The sequence below is a fragment of the Bradyrhizobium jicamae genome (assembly GCF_001440395.1).
In the GTDB taxonomy this organism is placed as follows: Bacteria; Pseudomonadota; Alphaproteobacteria; order Rhizobiales; family Xanthobacteraceae; genus Bradyrhizobium; species Bradyrhizobium jicamae.
Genome location: NZ_LLXZ01000034.1, coordinates 1 through 20,415 on the forward strand (window position 1 = coordinate 1; position 20,415 = coordinate 20,415).

General features: G+C 63.1%; 19 protein-coding genes and 1 pseudogene. 4 read left to right on the top strand and 16 right to left on the bottom strand.

Annotation, left to right across the window (positions count from 1 at the left end; all coding sequences use genetic code 11):
• The coding region (locus CQ12_RS05800) for a caspase family protein (RefSeq protein WP_198164077.1) at positions 1–1,543 on the bottom strand (1,543 nt) is incomplete at its 3' end.
• A gap of 264 nt (positions 1,544–1,807) precedes the next feature.
• On the opposite strand from CQ12_RS05800, the gene CQ12_RS05805 reads away from it, so the two are divergent.
• Entirely contained in the window at positions 1,808–2,275 is a 468-nt protein-coding gene (locus tag CQ12_RS05805; RefSeq protein WP_057834395.1) for an aminoacyl-tRNA deacylase, read from the top strand.
• Positions 2,276–2,356: 81 nt separating this feature from the next.
• Here CQ12_RS05805 and CQ12_RS05810 read toward each other — a convergent pair whose 3' ends face one another.
• From CQ12_RS05810 to CQ12_RS05820, 3 genes are all read right to left on the bottom strand, one after another.
• On the bottom strand, positions 2,357–2,776 hold the full coding sequence (locus CQ12_RS05810) for a CBS domain-containing protein (RefSeq protein WP_057834396.1): 420 nt from the start codon (positions 2,774–2,776) through the stop codon (positions 2,357–2,359).
• 194 nt (positions 2,777–2,970) lie between these two features.
• Positions 2,971–4,488, bottom strand: a complete 1,518-nt coding sequence (gene adh, locus CQ12_RS05815) for an aldehyde dehydrogenase (protein ID WP_057834397.1) — start codon at positions 4,486–4,488, stop codon at positions 2,971–2,973.
• Positions 4,489–4,625: 137 nt separating this feature from the next.
• The gene (locus CQ12_RS05820; RefSeq protein WP_245309752.1) at positions 4,626–5,591 is read right to left on the bottom strand and encodes a helix-turn-helix domain-containing protein; all 966 of its coding nucleotides are present in this window, start codon (positions 5,589–5,591) and stop codon (positions 4,626–4,628) included.
• A gap of 264 nt (positions 5,592–5,855) precedes the next feature.
• On the opposite strand from CQ12_RS05820, the gene CQ12_RS05825 reads away from it, so the two are divergent.
• A complete protein-coding gene (locus tag CQ12_RS05825; RefSeq protein WP_057834399.1) occupies positions 5,856–6,428 on the top strand; it encodes a sugar O-acetyltransferase in 573 nt (190 codons plus the stop codon).
• A 126-nt stretch (positions 6,429–6,554) separates the two neighbouring features.
• Here the strand turns inward: CQ12_RS05825 and CQ12_RS05830 are convergent, their stop codons facing one another.
• From CQ12_RS05830 to CQ12_RS05845, 4 genes are all read right to left on the bottom strand, one after another.
• Entirely contained in the window at positions 6,555–7,292 is a 738-nt protein-coding gene (locus tag CQ12_RS05830) for a carbonic anhydrase (RefSeq protein WP_057834400.1), read from the bottom strand.
• Between the two features lie 177 nt (positions 7,293–7,469).
• On the bottom strand, positions 7,470–10,979 hold the full coding sequence (gene dnaE / locus CQ12_RS05835) for a DNA polymerase III subunit alpha (protein ID WP_057834401.1): 3,510 nt from the start codon (positions 10,977–10,979) through the stop codon (positions 7,470–7,472).
• A 538-nt stretch (positions 10,980–11,517) separates the two neighbouring features.
• Positions 11,518–11,769, bottom strand: coding sequence for a hypothetical protein (locus CQ12_RS05840; RefSeq protein WP_057834402.1), 252 nt, complete (start codon positions 11,767–11,769; stop codon positions 11,518–11,520).
• A gap of 161 nt (positions 11,770–11,930) precedes the next feature.
• Complete coding sequence (locus tag CQ12_RS05845) at positions 11,931–12,677, bottom strand: outer membrane protein (protein WP_057834403.1); 747 nt, start codon at positions 12,675–12,677, stop codon at positions 11,931–11,933.
• Positions 12,678–12,976: 299 nt separating this feature from the next.
• Between CQ12_RS05845 and CQ12_RS05850 the strand changes: the two genes are divergently transcribed.
• Together CQ12_RS05850 and CQ12_RS05855 are read left to right on the top strand one after the other, a co-directional pair.
• Positions 12,977–13,267 carry a DUF3551 domain-containing protein gene (locus CQ12_RS05850; protein ID WP_057834404.1) on the top strand — a complete coding sequence of 97 codons (291 nt, stop codon included), beginning with the start codon at positions 12,977–12,979 and terminating at the stop codon, positions 13,265–13,267.
• A gap of 150 nt (positions 13,268–13,417) precedes the next feature.
• Positions 13,418–13,684: a DUF3551 domain-containing protein gene (locus tag CQ12_RS05855; protein ID WP_057834416.1), complete on the top strand. Its 267-nt coding sequence runs from the start codon at positions 13,418–13,420 to the stop codon at positions 13,682–13,684.
• Position 13,685: 1 nt separating this feature from the next.
• On the opposite strand, the gene CQ12_RS05860 is transcribed toward CQ12_RS05855, so the two are convergent.
• The 8 genes and pseudogenes from CQ12_RS05860 to CQ12_RS46040 all read right to left on the bottom strand — a co-directional run bounded on the left by CQ12_RS05860 (position 13,686) and on the right by CQ12_RS46040 (position 20,294).
• On the bottom strand, positions 13,686–14,384 hold the full coding sequence (locus CQ12_RS05860) for an ABC transporter ATP-binding protein (protein WP_057834405.1): 699 nt from the start codon (positions 14,382–14,384) through the stop codon (positions 13,686–13,688).
• A gap of 7 nt (positions 14,385–14,391) precedes the next feature.
• Positions 14,392–15,672, bottom strand: coding sequence for a lipoprotein-releasing ABC transporter permease subunit (locus CQ12_RS05865; protein WP_057834406.1), 1,281 nt, complete (start codon positions 15,670–15,672; stop codon positions 14,392–14,394).
• 69 nt (positions 15,673–15,741) lie between these two features.
• On the bottom strand, positions 15,742–17,061 hold the full coding sequence (gene proS / locus CQ12_RS05870) for a proline--tRNA ligase (RefSeq protein WP_057834407.1): 1,320 nt from the start codon (positions 17,059–17,061) through the stop codon (positions 15,742–15,744).
• A 267-nt stretch (positions 17,062–17,328) separates the two neighbouring features.
• Complete coding sequence (locus CQ12_RS46030) at positions 17,329–17,958, bottom strand: copper resistance D family protein (RefSeq protein ID WP_245309753.1); 630 nt, start codon at positions 17,956–17,958, stop codon at positions 17,329–17,331.
• A gap of 214 nt (positions 17,959–18,172) precedes the next feature.
• Positions 18,173–18,892, bottom strand: a pseudogene (locus tag CQ12_RS47900) (copper resistance CopC family protein); the annotation flags it as partial.
• Between the two features lie 10 nt (positions 18,893–18,902).
• A complete protein-coding gene (locus CQ12_RS05880; protein ID WP_057834408.1) occupies positions 18,903–19,427 on the bottom strand; it encodes a YcnI family copper-binding membrane protein in 525 nt (174 codons plus the stop codon).
• 9 nt (positions 19,428–19,436) lie between these two features.
• Positions 19,437–19,886, bottom strand: coding sequence for a copper chaperone PCu(A)C (locus tag CQ12_RS05885; RefSeq protein ID WP_245309755.1), 450 nt, complete (start codon positions 19,884–19,886; stop codon positions 19,437–19,439).
• A 123-nt stretch (positions 19,887–20,009) separates the two neighbouring features.
• On the bottom strand, positions 20,010–20,294 hold the full coding sequence (locus tag CQ12_RS46040; protein ID WP_245309754.1) for a hypothetical protein: 285 nt from the start codon (positions 20,292–20,294) through the stop codon (positions 20,010–20,012).
• Positions 20,295–20,415: the final 121 nt, after the last annotated feature.

Here is a 20,415-nt window from a genome sequence, read left to right on the forward strand (position 1 = left end):
TGGCGCTGCCCTGCCCCGGCGCGGCCACCCGATCCGGGGAGCCAGACCGTCCACCCGGCCTGCCGCCCATTCCGGCACCAGGTCCGGCCGCGGGCGAGCCCGGCTGCGGCGGCCGGTTGATTACGCCGTTGATGACGGCCCTGTTGTGGATGTTGGCATAGATGATGTTGTTCGGCGGCGGCGCCACATAGCGCGGCGGCCTCACATAGACCGGTATCGGCACGAAGATCGGCTGCGGCAGGATGAACAGCCCGATCGGCGGCGGCGGCGGCTCCAGCACCACGAAATCATCCGGCGGCGGTGGCAGGTAATAGACCGGCGCCGGCGGCGGCGCGACGAAATCGAATTCGGGATCGCCGAAGGCCAGCACCGGACGATCGATGTAGATGAGTTCGTCCGGCGGTGGTGGCGGCACGTCGTAATCGATCACATCGAATGTCGGTGGCGGCTCCAGCGGCGCGGTGAGAATGGTGAGGCGGCGGCGCGCGTCCGCGGCATGCGGCCCGCGCGGATAGCGTTGCAGGTAGGACCAATAGGCGTTCGGAGTATCGGTGCGGTAGGTGCGGCGCCAGGTGATCGCCTCGCGCCGCGCCGCCGCGATCGCCCTCACCCGCTTGGCCAGCGGATCGCTCGCATAGGCACCGAGAAACTCTTCATAGCCCTGCAGCGTGTCACGCTCCACCGCCATGGCGTAGGCATCCTGCACGCCGAGTTCGCGGATCGGCTTGTTGCGGACGGCGGCGGCCTGATCCGCCGCCGGCTGTGCCGGGGCGTCGGGCTCGCGTTCGAAGAACGTAAAGCTGGCATCGACCTTCTGGCTGTCCCAGGGCATCTGCGCGCCCTTGCTCGCCTCGTTGACGCGAAGCCGCAGGCGATTGAAGACCTCCGGCAGCGGCAGTCCGCCGGTCCGGATCATCTCGGCCAGCGACTGGGCGTAGATGCCGTACGGCCCCTGCTCGACGGGGGCCACCGTTCCTGGCGCCGCATTGAATGCAATCAGCATGTGCGGATCGGCCTCGACCAGCGCGAGGCCGCTTGCGATCTGCCCGTCGACGAAAGGCTGCTGGCGCGCGGCATCCAGCACGACGATGCCGGCCTTGAGCGGCAGCGAAGCGAGCTGGCGGATATAGTCGCCGGTCCGCAGCGCCTCAGTCGGAACGTCGGTATCGCGGTTGATCGCGGAATCGACCGGCACGAAATAGTTGTCACCCGCCAACTGCAGCCCGTAGCCGGCCAGATAGACCATCGCGACCGTATCAGGCCCCGAGCTTTCGGCCTTCTGGATGAAATCGCGGAAACTCTTGCGCAGCGTGTCGCCGTCGAGATCGCGGGCGCCGATCACGTCGAAGCCCGCCGCCTGCAACGTCTGCGCGATCAGGCCGGCGTCGTTGGCCGCGGTCGCCAGCGGCGATTTCGCGTAAGCGCCGTTGCCGACCACCAGCGCAATGCGCTTTTCCGGCTGCTGCGCCGCGGCAGGGCTCAAATATCCCACCCCCGCGACGAGACATATCGAGAGGATCGACAAACTTCTTACTAACCGCATGGCTTCCACCCTGTCGCCGCCCGAGCGCCGCATCGAAGGCTCTTTGAGCTGAACGTTTCTTGAACAAATGCGCTCGCAGCAAGGCAATTCGCGCAAAATCCAATCGAGACGGGCCGTCGCTCCACCGGTTCCGGCACCGAATTCGCATTGTCGCAGCCACCCGGCAGGCGTATCCTTTCATGCAAATCGTGTTCGCCCGCATCGTGAGGCGACTGCGCGAGTTCCTCCCGGTGTGCGGATTGCCCATGCAATGGAGGAGCCGCCATGACCGTTTCCCCGACCCTGCAGAAGTACCTGGATCAAAGCGTCACCTACGACGTGATCCCGCATGCCCCAACCATGTCATCGAACCGTACGGCCGAGGCTTGCCACGTGCCGGGCGAATCGCTGGCGAAGGCCGTCGTGCTGCGGCGCGACGGCGGCTACATGATGGCCGTGCTTCCGGCCTCCCATCACCTGCATCTGTCGGCCCTGAAAAGTCAGCTCGGCCACAAGGTCGACCTGGCGAGCGAGGACGAAATCGAAAAGCTGTTCGAGGACTGCGAACGCGGCGCGATCCCGCCGCTCGGCGAATGCTACGGGCTGGATGTCATCATCGACGACAGCATCGACGCACGACGGGAGATCTACCTGGAAGGCGGCGATCACGCGACGCTGATCCGCATGGATGGCGAGCAGTTCGCGCGATTGACCGCGAAGGCCTGGCGCGGCCACTTCAGCACGCACGATTGAAGTCCCCGCGCTTCTGCCAATGGCCCGCGTCGATGTCGACGCGGGCGCCATCGCGCGTGAGCGGAAAGGGCTGCCGCCGTATCAGTGATGGGCGGTGACGGTCTTCACGCACGCGGCCAGCAATTCATTGGGCGCAAAACGGCCGACATCGCCCAGGCTGATCATGCCGACCATTCGCTTGCTCTTGTTGATCACCGGCAACCTTCGGACCTGCAGCGCCTCCATGTGATGGACGGCCTTGGCAAGATCATCGTCCTCGCGGCAGCAATGAATGCCGTCGGTCATCACGTCGCGCGCCAGGGCGCGGCTGGGGTCGAACTTGCCGTTCGCAATTCCTTTGCAGACGATGTCGCGATCGGTCACCATCCCGACCAGGTGGTCGTTCTCTCCGATCGGAATACAGCCGATGTCATGTTCTCGCATCAGCTTGGCAATTTCGGTGATGGGCGTATCGGGGTTGACCCAGTCGACGCCCTTGTGCATCGCGTCTTTGACTTTCATGGCGGACCTCCGTCACTGCGATTTCAGGTGTTAATCCCGTGATGCAGCACAGTTCCCCCTTGCCGCGATTATACGCTGGTTCGGCCGGGGCGGAATCGCAAAGGCAATGAAAACTTCTTGAAAAGAGCTGCCGCGACGTAGCGCGCAGGACCGAAATAGTCCGCGCGCTACGCCGGTACCGACGTCAGGGCAAATCAGAAAAAGCCGAGCTTCTTCGGGCTGTAGCTGACGAGAAGGTTCTTGGTTTGCTGGTAGTGGTCGAGCATCATCTTGTGGGTCTCGCGGCCGACGCCCGATTGCTTGTAACCGCCGAACGCGGCATGCGCCGGATAGGCGTGGTAGCAATTGGTCCAGACCCGGCCCGCCTGGATGGCGCGGCCGAAGCGATAGAGCCGGCTTGCATCGCGGCTCCAGATCCCGGCGCCGAGGCCATAGAGCGTGTCGTTGGCGATCGCCAACGCCTCGTCGTCGTCCTTGAAGGTCGTGACCGAAACGACGGGTCCGAAGATCTCCTCTTGGAACACGCGCATCTTGTTGTTGCCCTTGAACACCGTGGGCTTGACGTAGAAGCCGCCGGCCAGATCGCCCGGCAGTTCGTTGCGCGCTCCGCCCGTCAGCACCTGCGCGCCCTCCTCGCGGCCGATGTCGATATAGGACAGGATCTTCTGCAGTTGTTCGGAAGACGCCTGCGCGCCGATCATGGTGGCCGGATCGAGCGGATCACCCTGGACAATCGCCTCGACGCGCTTCAACGCTCTTTCCATGAAGCGGTCGAAGATCGATTCATGGATCAGCGCGCGGCTCGGACAGGTGCAGACCTCGCCCTGGTTGAAGGCGAACATGACGAAGCCTTCTATCGCCTTGTCGAAGAACTCGTCATCCTCTGCGGTGATGTCCTTGAAAAAGATGTTGGGTGACTTGCCGCCGAGTTCGAGCGTCACCGGAATGAGGTTCGCACTCGCATATTGCATGATCAGCCGGCCTGTCGAGGTCTCGCCGGTGAAGGCGATCTTGGAGATGCGCGGCGAGGAGGCCAGCGGCTTGCCGGCCTCGAGGCCGAAGCCGTTGACGATGTTGAGTACGCCAGGTGGCAAGAGATCGCCGATCAGCCCTGCCCACACCATGATCGCGGCCGGCGTCTGTTCGGCCGGTTTCAGCACGACGCAGTTGCCGGCGGCGAGCGCCGGTGCCAGTTTCCAGCATGCCATTAGCAGCGGGAAATTCCACGGGATGATCTGGCCGACGACGCCGAGCGGCTCGTGGAAATGATAGGCCACCGTATCGTGGTCGATTTCGGAAAGCCCGCCCTCTTGCGCACGGATCGCGCCGGCGAAATAGCGGAAATGGTCGATCGCGAGCGGCACGTCGGCGGCGGTGGTCTCGCGGATCGGCTTGCCATTGTCCCAGGTTTCGGCAAGCGCGAGCAGGTCAAGGTTCTGCTCCATGCGGTCGGCGATGCGGTTCAGGATCAGCGCTCGCTCGGCGACGCTGGTGCGGCCCCAGGCTTCCTTGGCGGCATGCGCGGCATCGAGCGCGTCCTCGACGTCGTTGGCGTCGGAGCGTGCGACCTCGCAGAGCAACTGCCCATTCACCGGCGAATGATTATCGAAGTACTTGCCCGAGCGCGGCTCGGCCCATTTTCCGTTGATGTAGTTCCCGTAACGTCTTTCGAACGGGGCCTTCGCAGTTCGTGAAAATTCGACCTTGTTCATGGCTCTTCCTCGCTACGGCGTCGCTGGATGCGGCGCTCTGGAAAAACCATGGCGAAGGCGGATTACATTGTCAGTCCGTCCAGACCTGATCGCCAGCGCGCGTGTCGCAGAACTGCGACAGTGCGTGGAGCCAATCGTCAGTGAGCACGATTGAGATCGAGGCGTCGCAACTTTCGGTGCAAGGTTGCGCGGCTGATGCCGAGCGCCTCGGCGGCGGCCGATACATTGCCGTTGCTGCGCGCCAGTGCCCGTTGCACGGCGGCTCGCTCGGCCTGATCGAGATCCTGCGCAGGACTCGACGCACCGCCGAGCAGGTCGGATGCCGGCAGCGGCCTCTTCAGAAAGTCCCTGTTCACGCCGAGCGCCAGGCGCGCCGACCGCGTCGCGCCGATGACGAGATCGTCAGCATCGACCGCGATCAGCCCACCGCCGCCGCGATTGATGTCAGGCGCGAACAGAAAGCGCGCGTTTGGAAATGCCAGGCGGAAATTCTCCGTCTCGATCCGCCGCGCGGCGTCGCTGACCGCGACAGATATCAGATTGACGAAACCCTCCGTGAGGTCGGCGCGGCAGGAGGACACGTCAAGCGCCGCGGCGAGCCTGCCCTCGTGATCGTAGATCGGCGCCGAGGTGCAGCTCAACAGCGTGTTGCGCGCGTAAAAATGCTGGTCGCGATGAACGGTGAGCGCGCGTTGTTCGGCCAGACAGGTGCCGATGCCGTTGGTGCCCTCGCAATCCTCGCTCCAGACCGTCCCGGTCCACAGTCCCCACGCCTTGAACGTCTCGTCGTCACACGCGGCGCCGCGGCGGTCGACCGGCACGCCATTGCGGTCAGCCAGCAGCACGCAACAGCCGACGCCGCCGACCGCGAGGAACAGGCGATCGAGATTGGATTGCGCCGCGCGAACCAATGGCTCGATCTGTTGCCGCGCCGTTTCGAACTCGGCTTGGTTCAATTGCCGCGGCAGACTGCATTCGGCGGGATCGAGGCGATGAAAATTGGATGAGCGGCGCCAGGACGCGACCATGGCCGACGTCGCGGCCGAGCCACGCGCGACCGTCGCCTGCACCTGATCGGCATGGTGTTTGGTGGTCTGCGCCACGCTCATCCTCCCGCGATGAAAAATATGCCGCCTGGAACAATCGGGCGAATTGAGCCAGATCAAACTCCGCGATCGTGACGCCTTCAAGCCGGGCCATAGTCGAATACGGCTGACGATGCTGACCCGTTTTGGGCAGCATCTCAGTTCGAATTTCGGGATTGGGCCGATTCCGGCCCTTCCGCTTTGTGGCTACATTTCGCGAATCTCGGTGCCGCCCTCGTCGCCGAAACACACGCTCAACCGCAGGCCCCAGGGAAAAAACGAATGTCGAATGAGGACGGCACCAGGATAATTTACAGAAGGACGCCGGAATCAGCGGCGATGGTGGCAAACACCAAAAGGGCGATGGCGATCACCGCCTCACTCAACCGTTTGACGTTCAATGATGCGGACGAAATTCGGGCCTTGTTCAGCGAACTGATCGGCAAGAAGGTAGATGAGAGCTTCCTGCTGATCCCGCCATTCTATACCGCCGGCGGGGACGAAATTCGCATTGGGCGCAACGTCTTCGTAAATCAGAATTGCACGTTCTATGATCTTGGCGGGCTCGACATCGCAGACGATGTGATGATCGGGCCGAACGTGAGCATCATCACAACGGGTCATCCCCTTGAGCCATCGCAGCGTCGCGCCGTCACGATCGGAAAGCCTATCGTGATCGAGAGAAACGTCTGGATCGCGGCCGGCGCAACGATTATCGGCGGGGTGACTGTAGGTGAGAACTCGGTTGTGGCTGCGGGTTCGGTCGTCACCAGGAACATTCCCCCGAATACCCTTGTCGGAGGAAATCCGGCGCGGGTCATTCGTCCGATCGGCGACGACTGGAAACTCAGATGAATTGGACCGGCACGAGAGAACCGCGAGGGAACAGATGACGGCGAGAATCTGCCGCTTCTTCCCTAGCGTGACCGCGCCCAACCCTGTGCTGGCGCAGCCGCGCGCGCCGCACACTATCCAGCTTGGTCAACTCAACAGCTCGACCTTGCCGGTTGCAAGCCGGTAGATGCCACCGACCACTTTGAGCTTGTTCTGCTCGACGGCCGCGTTGAGGATCGGTGCGGCCGATTTCAGCTTGGCGACGTTATCGATCACGTTCTGGCGGATGGCGTTGTCGAGCGCGTTTCCGCTCTGCTGTGCTGACGCCTTCACCGCGGGCGCAATCGCAGCCACCAGCGATGGTATGTGTCCGGGTGGAGGCTTGTCGTCCTTCAGGGATTTGATCGTCGCGTCGACGGCACCGCAACTGTCGTGACCCAGCACGAGGATCATCGGCGTGCCAAGCACGGCGACGGCATATTCCATGCTTGCAACCGTATCGTCGTTGGCGAAATTGCCGGCAACGCGGCAGACGAACAGGTCACCGCGCCCGCTGTCGAAGGCATATTCGGGAGCGATGCGCGAATCCGCGCAGCTCAGGACAGCCGCGTAAGGGTTCTGACCTCCGACCAATGCTTCCCTTTCATGCTTGAAGTCGTGGCTCCGCGCTGTGCCGCCAACATAGCGCGCATTTCCTTCCATCAATTTCTTGAGGGCGGCATCCGGCGACAACACGTTCTGCGGCTTGGGGGAAGTTTTCGTATCCTTGGCCTTAGCTGTGCCGGCGAGCATTAACCCACCAAGTGCCGAGGCCGCGAAGAGAACTACGGAACGCCGCGAGGGCGACGTCGGATGAAGCTGACCTAATGAACATTTTTCGCACATTGCACGTCTCCTTGTGGCTGCACGGCGAAATTCGCGAAGTCAGGATAGCCAAGTTCCAGCTTTTAGCTTGATTGCCAAACTACCGCAACAGGTGCGGGAACTCCAGCACGCAATTAAAGGTAGCGTTCGCGACTCTCCATTAATCGCGAACATGGCGTGCGCACGCCCTCGCGTCGATTAAAGCGTCTGCACGTCCACCACGCCGGCCACCGCCTTGATCGCGCCCGCGATCTGCGGCGAGACCTTGAAGCGGCCCGGCAGTTTCATTTCCACTTCGGTCTGCAGGTCGAGCATCATGACCACCGAGACATCGCCATCGGCGCCGCCCGATGGCGCGGGCGCGGGCTTTGCCGGCAGGCCCTTGGCCGAACCGTTTGGCGCCGATGCCTCCGGCATATTGAGCCGCCGCGCGATCGAGTCCAGCGGCTTGGTGTCGCGAACGAAAATCCGCAGGCCCTTTTGGGTTTTGGCTGCGGCGTCATCCAGCGGCTCGGCGTGCAGCACCCGCGCGCGGACGTCCTCGCCCTGCAGCTCGGCGCCGAGTTGCAGCAATACGGCAGCGCCCGGCTCCAGCACGTCGCGATATTGCGCAAGGCCTTCGGAAAACAGCACGGCCTCGAAATGCCCGGTCGGGTCGGAGAGACCCATGATACCCATCTTGTTGCCGGTCTTGGTGCGGCGCTCCATGCGCGACACCACGGTGGCGGCGACCTTGCCTGCGGTGGCGCCGGTTTTGACGGCCCGGGAAAATTCCGCCCAGGACTGCACGCGCAGCCGCTTCAGCACGGTCGCGTAATCGTCGAGCGGATGGCCGGACAGGAAGAAGCCGACGGCGTCGTATTCGCGGCGGAGCTTGTCGGCCGGCAGCCAGGGCTCGATCTGCGGCAGCATGATGGTCGGCGCGTCCGCCGCATTGCCGAACATGTCGTTCTGGCCGATCGTTGCCGCCTCGTGGCTGCGCTGGCAGGCGGCGAGAATGGCGTCGGCGCCTGCAAAAACGCGGGCGCGGTTGGACTCGAGCGTGTCGAATGCGCCGGCCGCGGCGAGACTCTCGATGATGCGCTTGTTGATAGCACGCGGATTGACCCGCGCGGCGAAGTCCGCAAGCGAGGTGAAGGCGCCCTTCTTGCGCTCTTCCACGATCTGATCGATCGCCTGTTGCCCGACGCCCTTCAGCGCGGCCAGCGCATAATAGATCGTGTTATCGCCGACCTCGAAGGTGGCGCCCGAACGGTTGATGTTCGGCGCCTCGACCTTGATGCCGAGCCGCTGCGCCTCGGCGCGAAATTCCGAGAGCTTGTCGGTGTTGTTGAGTTCGAGCGTCATCGACGCCGCCAGAAACTCCACCGGGTAATGCGCCTTCATGTAGGCGGTGTGGTAGGACACCAGCGCGTAGGCCGCGGCGTGGCTCTTGTTGAAGCCGTAGTCGGCGAACTTTGCCAGCAGTTCGAAGATCGTCTCGGCCTGCCCTTTCGGCACGCCGTTCTTGACCGCGCCGGCGACGAAGATGTCGCGCTGCTTGTCCATCTCGGCGCGGATCTTCTTGCCCATCGCGCGGCGCAGCAGGTCGGCGTCGCCGAGCGAATAGCCCGACATCACCTGCGCGATCTGCATCACCTGTTCCTGGTAGATGATGACGCCGAACGTCTCTTTGAGGATCGGCTCCAGGACGGGGTGCAGATATTCCGGCTCCTCATCGCCATGCTTGCGGGCGCAATAGGTCGGGATGTTGGCCATCGGACCCGGACGATACAGCGCCACCAGCGCGATGATGTCCTCGAAACGGTCGGGCCGCATATCGATCAGCGCGCGCCGCATGCCCTGGCTTTCCACCTGGAACACGCCGACCACCTCACCGCGTGCCAGCATCTGGTAGCTCTCGCCATCGTCGATCGGTAGCGTCGCGAGGTCGACATGGATATCGCGCGGCTTGAGCAGCTTGCACGCGACATCAAGCACGGTCAGCGTCTTCAGGCCGAGGAAGTCGAACTTGACCAGCCCCGCCGGTTCGACCCATTTCATGTTGAACTGGGTCACCGGCATATCCGACTTCGGATCTCGGTACATCGGCACGAGTTCGCTCAAGGGGCGATCGCCGATCACGATGCCGGCCGCGTGGGTCGAGGCATGGCGGGTCAGGCCTTCAAGACGCTGCGCGATGTCGAAGGCGCGCGCCACCACCGGATCTTCGTCGCGGAACGCCTGCAACTTCGGCTCGCTCTCGATCGCCTGCGCCAGCGTCACCGGCGCGGCCGGATTCTGCGGCACCAGTTTTGTCAGCTTGTCGACCTGCCCGTAGGGCATCTGCAGCACGCGGCCGACGTCGCGCAGCACGCCGCGCGCCTGCAGCGTACCGAAGGTGATGATCTGAGCCACCTGATCGCGGCCGTAGCGCTGCTGCACGTACTGGATCACCTCGCCGCGGCGATCCTGGCAGAAGTCGATGTCGAAGTCCGGCATCGAGACGCGCTCGGGATTGAGGAAGCGCTCGAACAGCAGGCCGAACTTGATCGGGTCGAGGTCGGTGATGGTGAGCGCCCACGCCACCAGCGAGCCCGCGCCCGAACCACGGCCCGGCCCGACCGGGATGCCTTGCGACTTCGCCCATTTGATGAAGTCGGAGACGATCAGGAAGTAGCCCGCGTATTTCATGCGCATGATGACGTCGAGCTCGAACGCCAGGCGCTTGTTGTAGTCTTCTTCTGTGGTGCCCTGCGACAGGCCGTGCACGCGCAGGCGGTTGGCCAGCCCCTCCTCCGCCTGCCGCTTCAGCTCGGCCGCCTCGACAGAGGCGGCATCGGAACTTGCGGCGGCACCGACCGTGAAGAACGGCAGAATCGGCTTGCGCGTCCTCGGCCGGAACGAGCAGCGCTCCGCGATCTCGATCGTGGAGGCCAGCGCTTCCGGAATGTCGGCGAACAGCACCGCCATTTCGGCGCGCGTCTTGAAACGATGGTCCGGCGTGAGCTGGTCGCGGTCGGTCTCGGCTATCAGCTTGCCGCCGGCGATGCAGAGCAACGCGTCGTGGGCCTCATAGTCGTCGTTGGATGCAAAATAAGGCTCGTTGGTCGCGACCAGCGGCAGGCCCTTGGCATAGGCGAGATCGATCAGTCCGCCTTCGACGCGGCGCTCCTTGTCGATGCCGTGGCGCTGCAATTCGATGTAGAGGCGATCGCCGAACAGGCCAGCCAACCGCTCGCAACGGCTTGCCGCGAGTGCCGCGTGATCGGCCTGCAGCGCCAGCGAGATCGGCCCGTCGGGGCCGCCGGTCAGCGCGATCAGATCCTCCGAATCGCCTTCCAGCCATTCGAGCTTGATATGCGGGGATTGATGGACCGGCGTTTCCAGAAACGCCCGCGAATTCAGCCGCATCAGGCTGCGGTAGCCGCGCTCCTTTGCAGCCAGCAGCACTATGCGCGACGGCGTAGCGGCAAGTGCACTGCGCGCGTTCGGATCCTGGTCGCCGAAATCGACGGCGAGTTCGCAGCCGACGATCGGCTGGATGCCGTAGCCCGCCATCTTGTCGGAGAATTCCAGCGCCCCGAACATGTTGTCGGTATCGGTCAGCGCCAGCGCCGGCTGGCGGTCGGCTTTCGCAAGTTCGCCGAGCTTGGCGATCTTGATCGAGCCTTTCAGCAGCGAATAGGCTGAATGGACGTGGAGATGAACGAATCCGGCACTAGACATGCGCTAAATGGGCTCTTGCATCATGGTGGGGAGCGATCGCCGGCCGCCAACGTGCGCACCGACTCGCCGCCGCAATGGTGATGCCTGGCCCTCGCGGAGTCCACGCGGAACGCAGCCTCCGCGCCCGCCATCCGGCTTTTCCCCAACCGGTCCACAAAACCGCTTGAACAGGACGGATGGGATCAGGCTCCGCCCCCGCCTCAAAGCTGCGGAATCACCTGCGCCCAGACCGCGATCATCCCGACAAACAGCGTAATCGACGCCAGCGCCGCCGCTTCTTCCACGAACATCCGCAACATGGTCCGACTCCCTACGAGCTGAGAACATATGAGGAACATTGTTCCTTTTTTGTTCTAGGAGTCAAGGGCCGGAAGCGGGTCATGCCACCGGAAGAAAATTGCTTGGTTAATTTCGCGGGTCAGAAGCTGCTTTGCAGCCGCCTGCAATCGGGTGCGGGCATCTACGAGCAACCCGCTCCGCTGCGTTGTATCGATGATCGAGTGGACGAATTGGTGTGTAACCCCAAGGCGCTTTGGGATTATTCGAAGCGCTGCATAAGTCGCTCGATGTAGTCGTTCACAGCATCAGCAAAACTCAAATCCACGCCGGAACATTCTTCCTTGTGCACCTGGACGGCCTGCTGGACGTTAGCGAGAGCATTCTTCTGGTCCGGCGGCGGCGTCGCGGCCACGTAATCGTTGACCGCTCGTTCTGCCGTCCCGATGCCGTTGGTATCGCCCTCCGCAATCAGCGGGCGCAACACCGACATGCATTTGTCAAAGGTTTCCATGCCCCGAATATGCCCCCGAACCGGGCCGATTCCTAGGCAGCCAGGCTGCCACAATCAACGTAACACAAGTCCCTGGGCGATCCTGATTTGGCCGTCCCACGCAACGAAAAAGCCCCGGGGATGACCCCGGGGCTTCGTTGTTGGTCGCAGCTACCGTGCGATCAGTACCGCGAGACGGCCGGGCCGCCGAACTTGTAGTTCAGGCGGGCGGTGACGAGATCGACGTCCTGACCGATGCGTTCGCCGCTGAGCGCGCCGCCGCCAATGGCCGTGAAGGTGTAGGTGCGGTCCTGCATGAACAGGTGATTGTACTCAACGCCAACCGACCAGTTCGGCGCGAAGGCGTATTCGAGGCCAACGCCGACCGTGCCGCCCCAGCGGGTGTCGTCGCCGGTAGTGAAAGCGGGCACGCCGGCAAGGGTGTTGATGCGGTAGCTGTTCGAGGTCACAGCAGCACCGCCCTTGACGTAGAGCAGGACGTTGTTGACGGCATAACCGACCTGACCGGTGAACAGACCGAACGCGTCAACGGTCGTGTGGTTGCGGAAGCCGGGGAACACCTGGCTCACATTGCTGCCCGAGAAGTCGGCCCAGTTGCCCTGCGCTTCAACGCCGAACACCCATGTGCCGGCCTGCCAGCGGTAACCGATCTGGCCACCGACCGTTCCGCCGGTCGCGTCATGAGAACCCTCCGGGCCGACCAACACGTTCGGCGCAACCGAATCCCAGGAGTTGCGGCTCGAACCCCAACCGCCGTTCGCACCGATGTAGAAACCAGTCCAGTCATACACAGCAGCAACCATCGGGGGCGCCTTGGTGTAGGGACGCGCAGCGAGATCAGCAGCAACAGCCGGCGCAGTTGCGCCGAGCGCAATCAGACTGGCCGTAACAAGCAAAACCTTCTTCATTCTTATTTCCGTTCCTTCGTTGACAGCCCCCAAAGCCGCGGCATGCTCTTAACATCGTTCGCTCGAATTGCTGTAACCTCACGGCCACAGCACACACCAAAGGGCCGCAGTGTGAACGTAAATTAATGTTGTCTTGCAGGCACTTTTTGAAACATTGCATCATAGCTTGCCGCAAATAGTTCACATTTGATTTTGCAGCGACGTAACGATGTGAATCGGTTGACGGGATTGCGCAGCTGCCGCTTGTCGACGAAAATGGAACGGCGCAAAACGCCGATGCGCCATGAAGGAGATTCGAAATGCGTAGAGCGATTCTGGCCGTGCTGGCCGCGAGCGGACTGGCAACTATCGGTGCCGCGCCCGCCGAAGCGGTCGGCACAAGATATCCGTTCTGCCTGCAGGGCAATGAATATCCGGGACTGAGCTACTGCACCTTCACGAGCTACGAGCAGTGCCAGGCGACCGCGTCGGGACGTTTTCTCTACTGCATCGCCAATCCCTATTATATCGGCGAGAGCGAACCGGCGCCCTCCGCCTATCGCCCGCTGCCCGGCCGCGCGCTGCCGCCCGCCCCCGCTTACGGCAGATAGCGAGCAGCGCGGCCATCCCGCGAGGCATTCCGCGCGAGCCTGCGCACACAGGCACCTACAACGCGTGAACGTGATTTGACGCCCGGCTGCGTCGAATATCTGCTGGCCGTCAGCGCCCGCGGATCAGCCGCAGCTCTCAAGGAGGTTCTGATGCGCAATCTGGCTCTGGCAATTCTGGCGATCGGCGCGGCCTTGGCGGCTGCACCGGCGCAAGCGCAGACGTACGATCCCGGCTATCCGGTTTGCCTGCACGTCTATGGCAAAATCAGCTACTATGAATGCGCCTATACATCGCTGCCCCAATGCAACGCGACGGCATCGGGCCGCTCGGCACAGTGCGTGATCAATCCCTATTACGCGTATGCTTCCCAGGGGCCATCGGCACCTCGCAACAAGCGGTATCGCAACGGCTACTGAACTAGTCCATTTCGACGACCTGGCCGTCGACCAGCGACACCCGCCGGTCCATCCGGCCGGCCAGTTCCATGTTGTGGGTGGCGATCAGCATGGCGACCTGCGTCGCCTTCACAAGCTGCATCAACGCATTGAAGACATGATCGGCCGTCGTCGGATCGAGATTGCCGGTCGGTTCGTCCGCGAGTAGCACCCGCGGCGCATTGGCGACTGCGCGCGCGATGGCGACGCGCTGCTGCTCGCCGCCGGAGAGTTCGGCCGGGCGGTGCGTGATGCGGTCGCCGAGGCCGAGATAGGCCAAGATCTCCTGCGAGCGCTTGATCGTCTCCGAACGTTTGAGGCCGCGGATCATCTGCGGCAGCATGACGTTTTCGAGCGCGGTGAATTCCGGCAGCAGCCGATGCGACTGATAGACGAAGCCGATGTCGGAGCGCCGGATCTGGGTGCGATCGATGTCGGACAATTGCGAGGTCGGCGTGCCCGCGACATAGACCTCGCCGTCATCGGGGGTTTCAAGCAGCCCTGCGATATGCAGCAGCGTTGACTTGCCCGAGCCCGACGGCGCCACCAGCGCCACCGACTGTCCCGCCCACAGCGCGAGCTTGGCGCCGTTCAGGATCGTCAGCGTCGCCTCGCCCTGCCTGTACTCGCGTTTTATCTCGTGGAGATAGATAACCGGTACGTCTTCCGCCTCCTCGGCCATCGCGCCCTCACTCATATCGGAGCGCGTCGACAGGATCGAGCCGCGCGGCGCGCCACGACGGATAGAGCGTCGCCAGGAACGACAGCGTCAGCGCCATGATCACGACCGCAGTGGTCTCGCCGAAATCGATCTCGGCCGGCAGGCGCGAGAGGAAGTAGAGTTCGGGCGAGAACAATTCGGTGTTGGTCATCCAGGACAGGAACTGCCTGATGGATTCGATGTTCAGGCAGATCAGCATACCGACGAAGAATCCTGTCAGCGTGCCGACCACGCCGATCGCAGCGCCCGTGATCAGGAAGATCCGCATGATCGAGCCCTGCGAGGCACCCATGGTGCGCAGGATCGCGATGTCCTGCCCCTTGTCCTTGACCAGCATGATCAAACCGGAAACGATGTTGAGCGCAGCAACCAGCACGATCATGGTCAGGATCAGGAACATCACGTTGCGCTCGACCTGAAGCGCGTTGAAGAAAGTCGAGTTGCGCTGCCGCCAGTCGACCAGGAACACCGGCCGACCCGCCGCCTCCGTCACGCTCTTGCGGAAGGCGTCGATGCGGTCGGGATTGGTGGTGAATACCTCGATCGCGGTCACGTCGTCCTTGCGGTTGAAATAGGCCTGCGATTCCGGCAGCGGCATGAACACAAAACTGGCGTCATATTCCGACATGCCGATCTCGAACACGGCAGCCACCTTGTAAGGCTTGATGCGCGGCGTGGTTCCCATCGGGGTCACCGCGCCCTTGGGCGCGACCAGCGTGATGGTGTCGCCGGCATGCAGCGACAATTGATCGGCAAGCCGGCGTCCGATGGTGACGCCCTGCCCCTCGTCAAAACCCTCCAGCGTACCCTGCTTGATGTTCTTGGCGATCGAGGTGAGCTTGTTGAGGTCCGCAGATCGCATGCCGCGCACCAGCACGCCGGCGGCGTTGAAGGCGGAGGACGCCAGCGCCTGGCCGTCCACGACCGGCGCGGCAAGCCGAATGCCATCGAGCTGGCTGATGCGCTCGGCAACGTCCTTCCAGTCGGTCAGCGGCGATTCCAGCGGCTGCACCAGGAGATGGCCGTTCAGCCCGAGGATCTTGTCCAGCAGTTCCTTGCGAAAACCGTTCATCACGGCCATCACGATGATCAGCGTGGCGACGCCGAGCATGATGCCGAGGAACGAAAAGCCGGCGATGACGGAAATGAAACCTTCCCGGCGGCGCGCGCGCAGGTAACGCCCGGACAACAGCCATTCGAAGGGCGCAAAAGGCTTGGTTCGGGCTGTATCGCTCATGGTCTCATCCATTACTCGATAATCCCATGATTCGGGCCAAATGTGGCCTTATTGACCAACATTACGGTCGCGGGGGATATCTTATCCCGCGATCTTAGCCACCACTTCGGCCGGGCTGAGATTCTCGCGCGAGCCGTCGCTACGCCGCTTGATCTCGAGCTTGCCCTCGGCGAGGCCCTTGGGACCTACCAGAATCTGCCAGGGGATGCCGATCAGGTCAGCGGCGGCGAATTTCGCCCCGGCGCGCTGGTCGGTGTCGTCATAGAGCACGTCGACGCCCTTGGCCTGAAGCTCCCCATAGAGCTTCTCGCAAGCGCCGTCGACAGCGGCGTCGCCCTGCTTCAGGTTCAGGATCACCGCCGTGAACGGCGCCACGGCTTCCGGCCATTTGATGCCGGCGTCGTCATGGCAGGCTTCGATGATGGCGCCGACCAGGCGCGAGACGCCGACGCCGTAGGAACCGCCATGGATCGGCACGTCGACGCCGTCGGGGCCCGCTACCAGCGCCTTCATTGCGTCGGAATATTTGGTGCCGAAATAGAAGATCTGCCCGACCTCGATGCCACGGGTGTTGACGCGCTTGTCGGCCGGCACCTCGCTCTCGTAGCGCGCGGCATCGTGAACGTCCTCGGTTGCCGCATAGACCGACGTCCATTGCTTGATGATCGGTGTCAGATCGCCGTCATAATCGACATCGTCGGGCGGGATCGGCAGGTTCAGCACGTCGCTGTTGCAGAACACGCCGGATTCGCCGGTCTCCGCCAGCACGATGAATTCATGACTGAGATCGCCGCCGATCGGGCCGGTCTCGGCGCGCATCGGGATCGCCTTCAATCCCATCCGCGCGAAGGTGCGCAAGTACGCGACGAACATCTTGTTGTAGGCACGGCGCGCCGCCGCCTCGTCGATATCGAACGAATAAGCGTCCTTCATCAGGAACTCGCGGCCGCGCATCACGCCGAAGCGCGGGCGCTGCTCGTCACGGAACTTCCACTGGATGTGATAGAGATTGAGCGGCAGGTTCCGGTAGGATTTGACGTAGGCGCGGAAGATCTCGGTGATCATTTCCTCATTGGTCGGCCCGTACAGCAATTCGCGCTTGTGGCGGTCGGCGATGCGCAGCATCTCCGGGCCATAGGCGTCGTAGCGGCCGCTTTCGCGCCAGAGGTCGGCGAGCTGCAGCGTCGGCATCAACAGTTCCAGCGCGCCGGCACGATCCTGCTCCTCGCGCACGATCTGCTCGATCTTCTTCAAGACCCGGAAACCCAGCGGCAGCCAGGCGTAAATGCCGGCCGCTTCCTGCCGCATCATGCCAGCGCGCAGCATCAGCCGATGCGAGACGATCTCCGCCTCTTTCGGATTTTCTTTCAGGATGGGCAGAAAAAACCGCGACAATCGCATGGGTCAACTCGAGGAATCAGGGGGCTACCGGAAGAGGTGCAGTGAAACCGGATCGGGTGCGAAAAGACAAGGCCGGAAGCCGCGAAAAAGCCTCTGAAAACGAGGATTTGTAGGCCGTTTCGGCCGTGAATTGTTAGATTTGTAGTTAGTTTCGTAGCGTGGGCAAAGGCGCGCTTGCGCCATGCCCACCATCCATCAGCGGATCAAACTGGAAATGGTGGGCACGCTTCGCTTTGCCCACCCTACAAAACTACGCAAGCCCCCAAATCACCGCACCTCCAACTCATCCCTCAGCGTGATCTTCTGGAAATCGGTGATCAGCGCGTCAATCTGCATCTTCCAGCGGCCGGGCACCGGCAACGGCACGCCGCGCACGTGCCAATAGCCGTCCGGCCCAAGCGCCGCGCGACGCTCCATCGGCTCGATGCCACGCTCCGGCAGGCTCAGGATCAGCGTCGCCTCCTTGGCCGGCAGCAGCGCGGCGTCGCCCGTCATCAACTGCAGCACGAAGTCGTTGGCGCCGACCTTGCCCGGCGAGACCAGCACCTGAAACATCGCGGCATCGGTATGGATATGGACCGAGAGCGGCGCTGCGGCTGATACAACCGATGCACGTGGTGGCGGCGTGAAGCGCCAGCCGGCGACCACGGCAAGAATGCAAACAACGAGCACGCATTCCAGCAGGATCGACCTCAGCAGGGGCCGCGTGTTGGCGTCATCCGCGACCACGGCGGGCGTGAAGAGAAACCGGTTCAGCGCCGCAAGCCCCAGCAGCAGGATCACCAGCGCCAGCTTGATCGAGAGAATAACGCCATACTGGGTGTCGGTCAGCGCGCGCAGGCTTCCAAGCTGGATGATCGCAAGCACCAGCCCGCTCAGCGCCAGTAGAGCGACCATCGCAATCGCGATGGCCGAGAACCGTCAGCACGCGCGGCAGATCGTGATGGCGCCGATGCGCCATGGCGGCCAGCGGCGCCAGCGCGCCGATCCAGTAGGCCGCGGCGACGCCGTGCAACAACACCGATGGTCGCGTCAGCCATTGCGGTGATGCGCTGGATGCGTGCCCGCTGGCTGCCAGCGACAGTCCGACGCCCACGATGGCGAGCGTAATCAGGACGCGGGAAATCAGGATGCCGGGACTTTGCCATGCGACCCAGGCGATGGCCATAGCGACGATCGCAATCAACAGCGACGGCCCGAGCGAAGTCGCAAGCGCGCTGGTCCACGGCGCCGTCGTCACGATGTCGCCAAGCGGCAGGTCGAGGAGATCGAGCCCTTGCAGGCCGAGCGAAGCCGTTGCACTGACGAGACCGACGGCGAGCGCGCCGCGGCTGACCGTCGATCCGCTCGGGCCCTGCCCGATCCACGTCGCAAAGAACGCGCCGCCGAAGCCGACGAACAGCCCGAGATAGACCCCGATCCGCGCCAGCCAGATCAGCACCGGCAGCGGACCTGTCTTCGCCGGCGGCGCGGCGCCCGTCACCGCGCCGATCGAGAACACCAGCGATCCCGCCACGGGATGACCGTCCTGCGAGACCACGCGGTAGCTGACGATCTGCGTGCCCTGCGGCAGGTTATCAGGCAGAACGATCAGGACCGATTGACCAACTGCGCGCGTAGCGACGTCGCGCGTTTTGCCGGCGGCGTCGACGATGCCGACCACCGCGGGCGTGACGCCTTCGTTGAAGTGCAACTGCACCATCTTCGGCGGCTGCGCCAGCACGCTGCCGTCCACCGGCTCCGAAGAGACCAGCGTCGCATGCGCCCACGCGGCACTTGCAACGCAGAGAGCCGACAGCAGCGCGGCAAGACTGGCGAGCACGCGCGCCATCGGGATGGCTTTACGGTTTTGCGATCAGCTTGATGCCCGGTGCCGGCGTCTTGCTGTCATGCCCATGACCGGTCTGGCCTTCGGCCGGAACATCGATCCAGCGGCTGACGCCCTGCTCGCATTCCTGCACGACAGGGAAATACAGCGTGGTATCCGGCTTCAGGCTGGAGGTGAGATAGCTGGAGAAGACGAACTCATCGAAATTGTCGTCGGCGAGCTTGCCGCCGCTCCACACCACTTCCTTGACGCCTTCGGATATTTTCCCGCCATGAAACTCATACTCGGTGGCGTACTTGCCCTTGACCGTCTCGACGGTCCAGCCCGGCTTGGGCATCGGCTTGATGCCGATCACCCCTTCCGGCACCTGCACCCGCAGCTTGACGGTCGGCGATCCCGAACAGCCGTGCGGCACCGCAAACACCGCCTTGTAGTACGAGCCGATCGGCGCCTGCCGTCGCTCGAGGGTGACATGCGCCGACGCCGAAGACGCCGATAACGCAGCCAGGATGATCGCGACCAAAGCACCGTTCCGCATCAATATCTCCTACTTCTTGTCTGCGCCTGCGGGACCTTTTGCACCGACGCTCTGCACGTCGAGCGAGAGCGTCACCTTGCCCGCCTTCTCGAATTGAAGCGTGACCGGCACCTTGTCGCCTTCCTTGAACGGCTGCTTGAGGTCCATCAGCATCAGATGGTTGCCGCCCGGCGCGAGCTTGACGGTCTTGCCGGGCTCGATCGAAAGCCCCTTGTCGAGCGCGCGCATGGTCATGACGCCATTGTTCATGGCCATCTCGTGGATCTCGAGCTTGCCGGCGATATCGCCGGAACCGCTGATCAGGCGATCCGGCGCGGTCCCCTTGTTCTCGATGGTGAGATAACCGCCTGCAACCTTGGCTCCGGCCGGCGTCGCGCGGCTCCAGGCCTGCGTGATGACGATGTCACCGGCCTTCACCCCCTGGGCGTTCGCAAGCCCGCCTGACAGTGCAAACAGCATAACGAGATAGGATAGCCTGCGCGTAATGTTCTTCATGATCGACCTCTGATTCCAAATCCGTTGCAGTCCAATCTTACGCCGGGAACCGGCAAATTATCTCGGGCGCCCGGTATCGTCTCTCGATCATTTGATCAAGATCGGCGACTCGATATTGACGCTGTCGGTTTCCGAAAGCGAAATACCGAGGCCGAGCATCCAGCGCCCGGGCGCGTTCATCGAGGTCCGGACATACCACTGATCGTCGCTGCCGCGCGTGGCCTGAAATGTCTGGGTACCGCCTCCCGATTGCGCATCCCGGAGCGTTACCGAAACCGCCTTTGCCGTCAGCGGCAGTTCGTCGACCGTCTCCAACTGGATGGCGATCTCGACGGGCCCGGCACGCGCCGGCGAGACCGTGACGTTTGCCATCGCTTTTTCGGTGTGAAGACGCGTGAAGAAACTGTCGCTGTCGCTCGCAGCGAGAGTCGGCCCCGTCGCAACGAAGTTTAGAGAAAATAAAACTGCGAATGCGAGCCGCAACGATGACGAT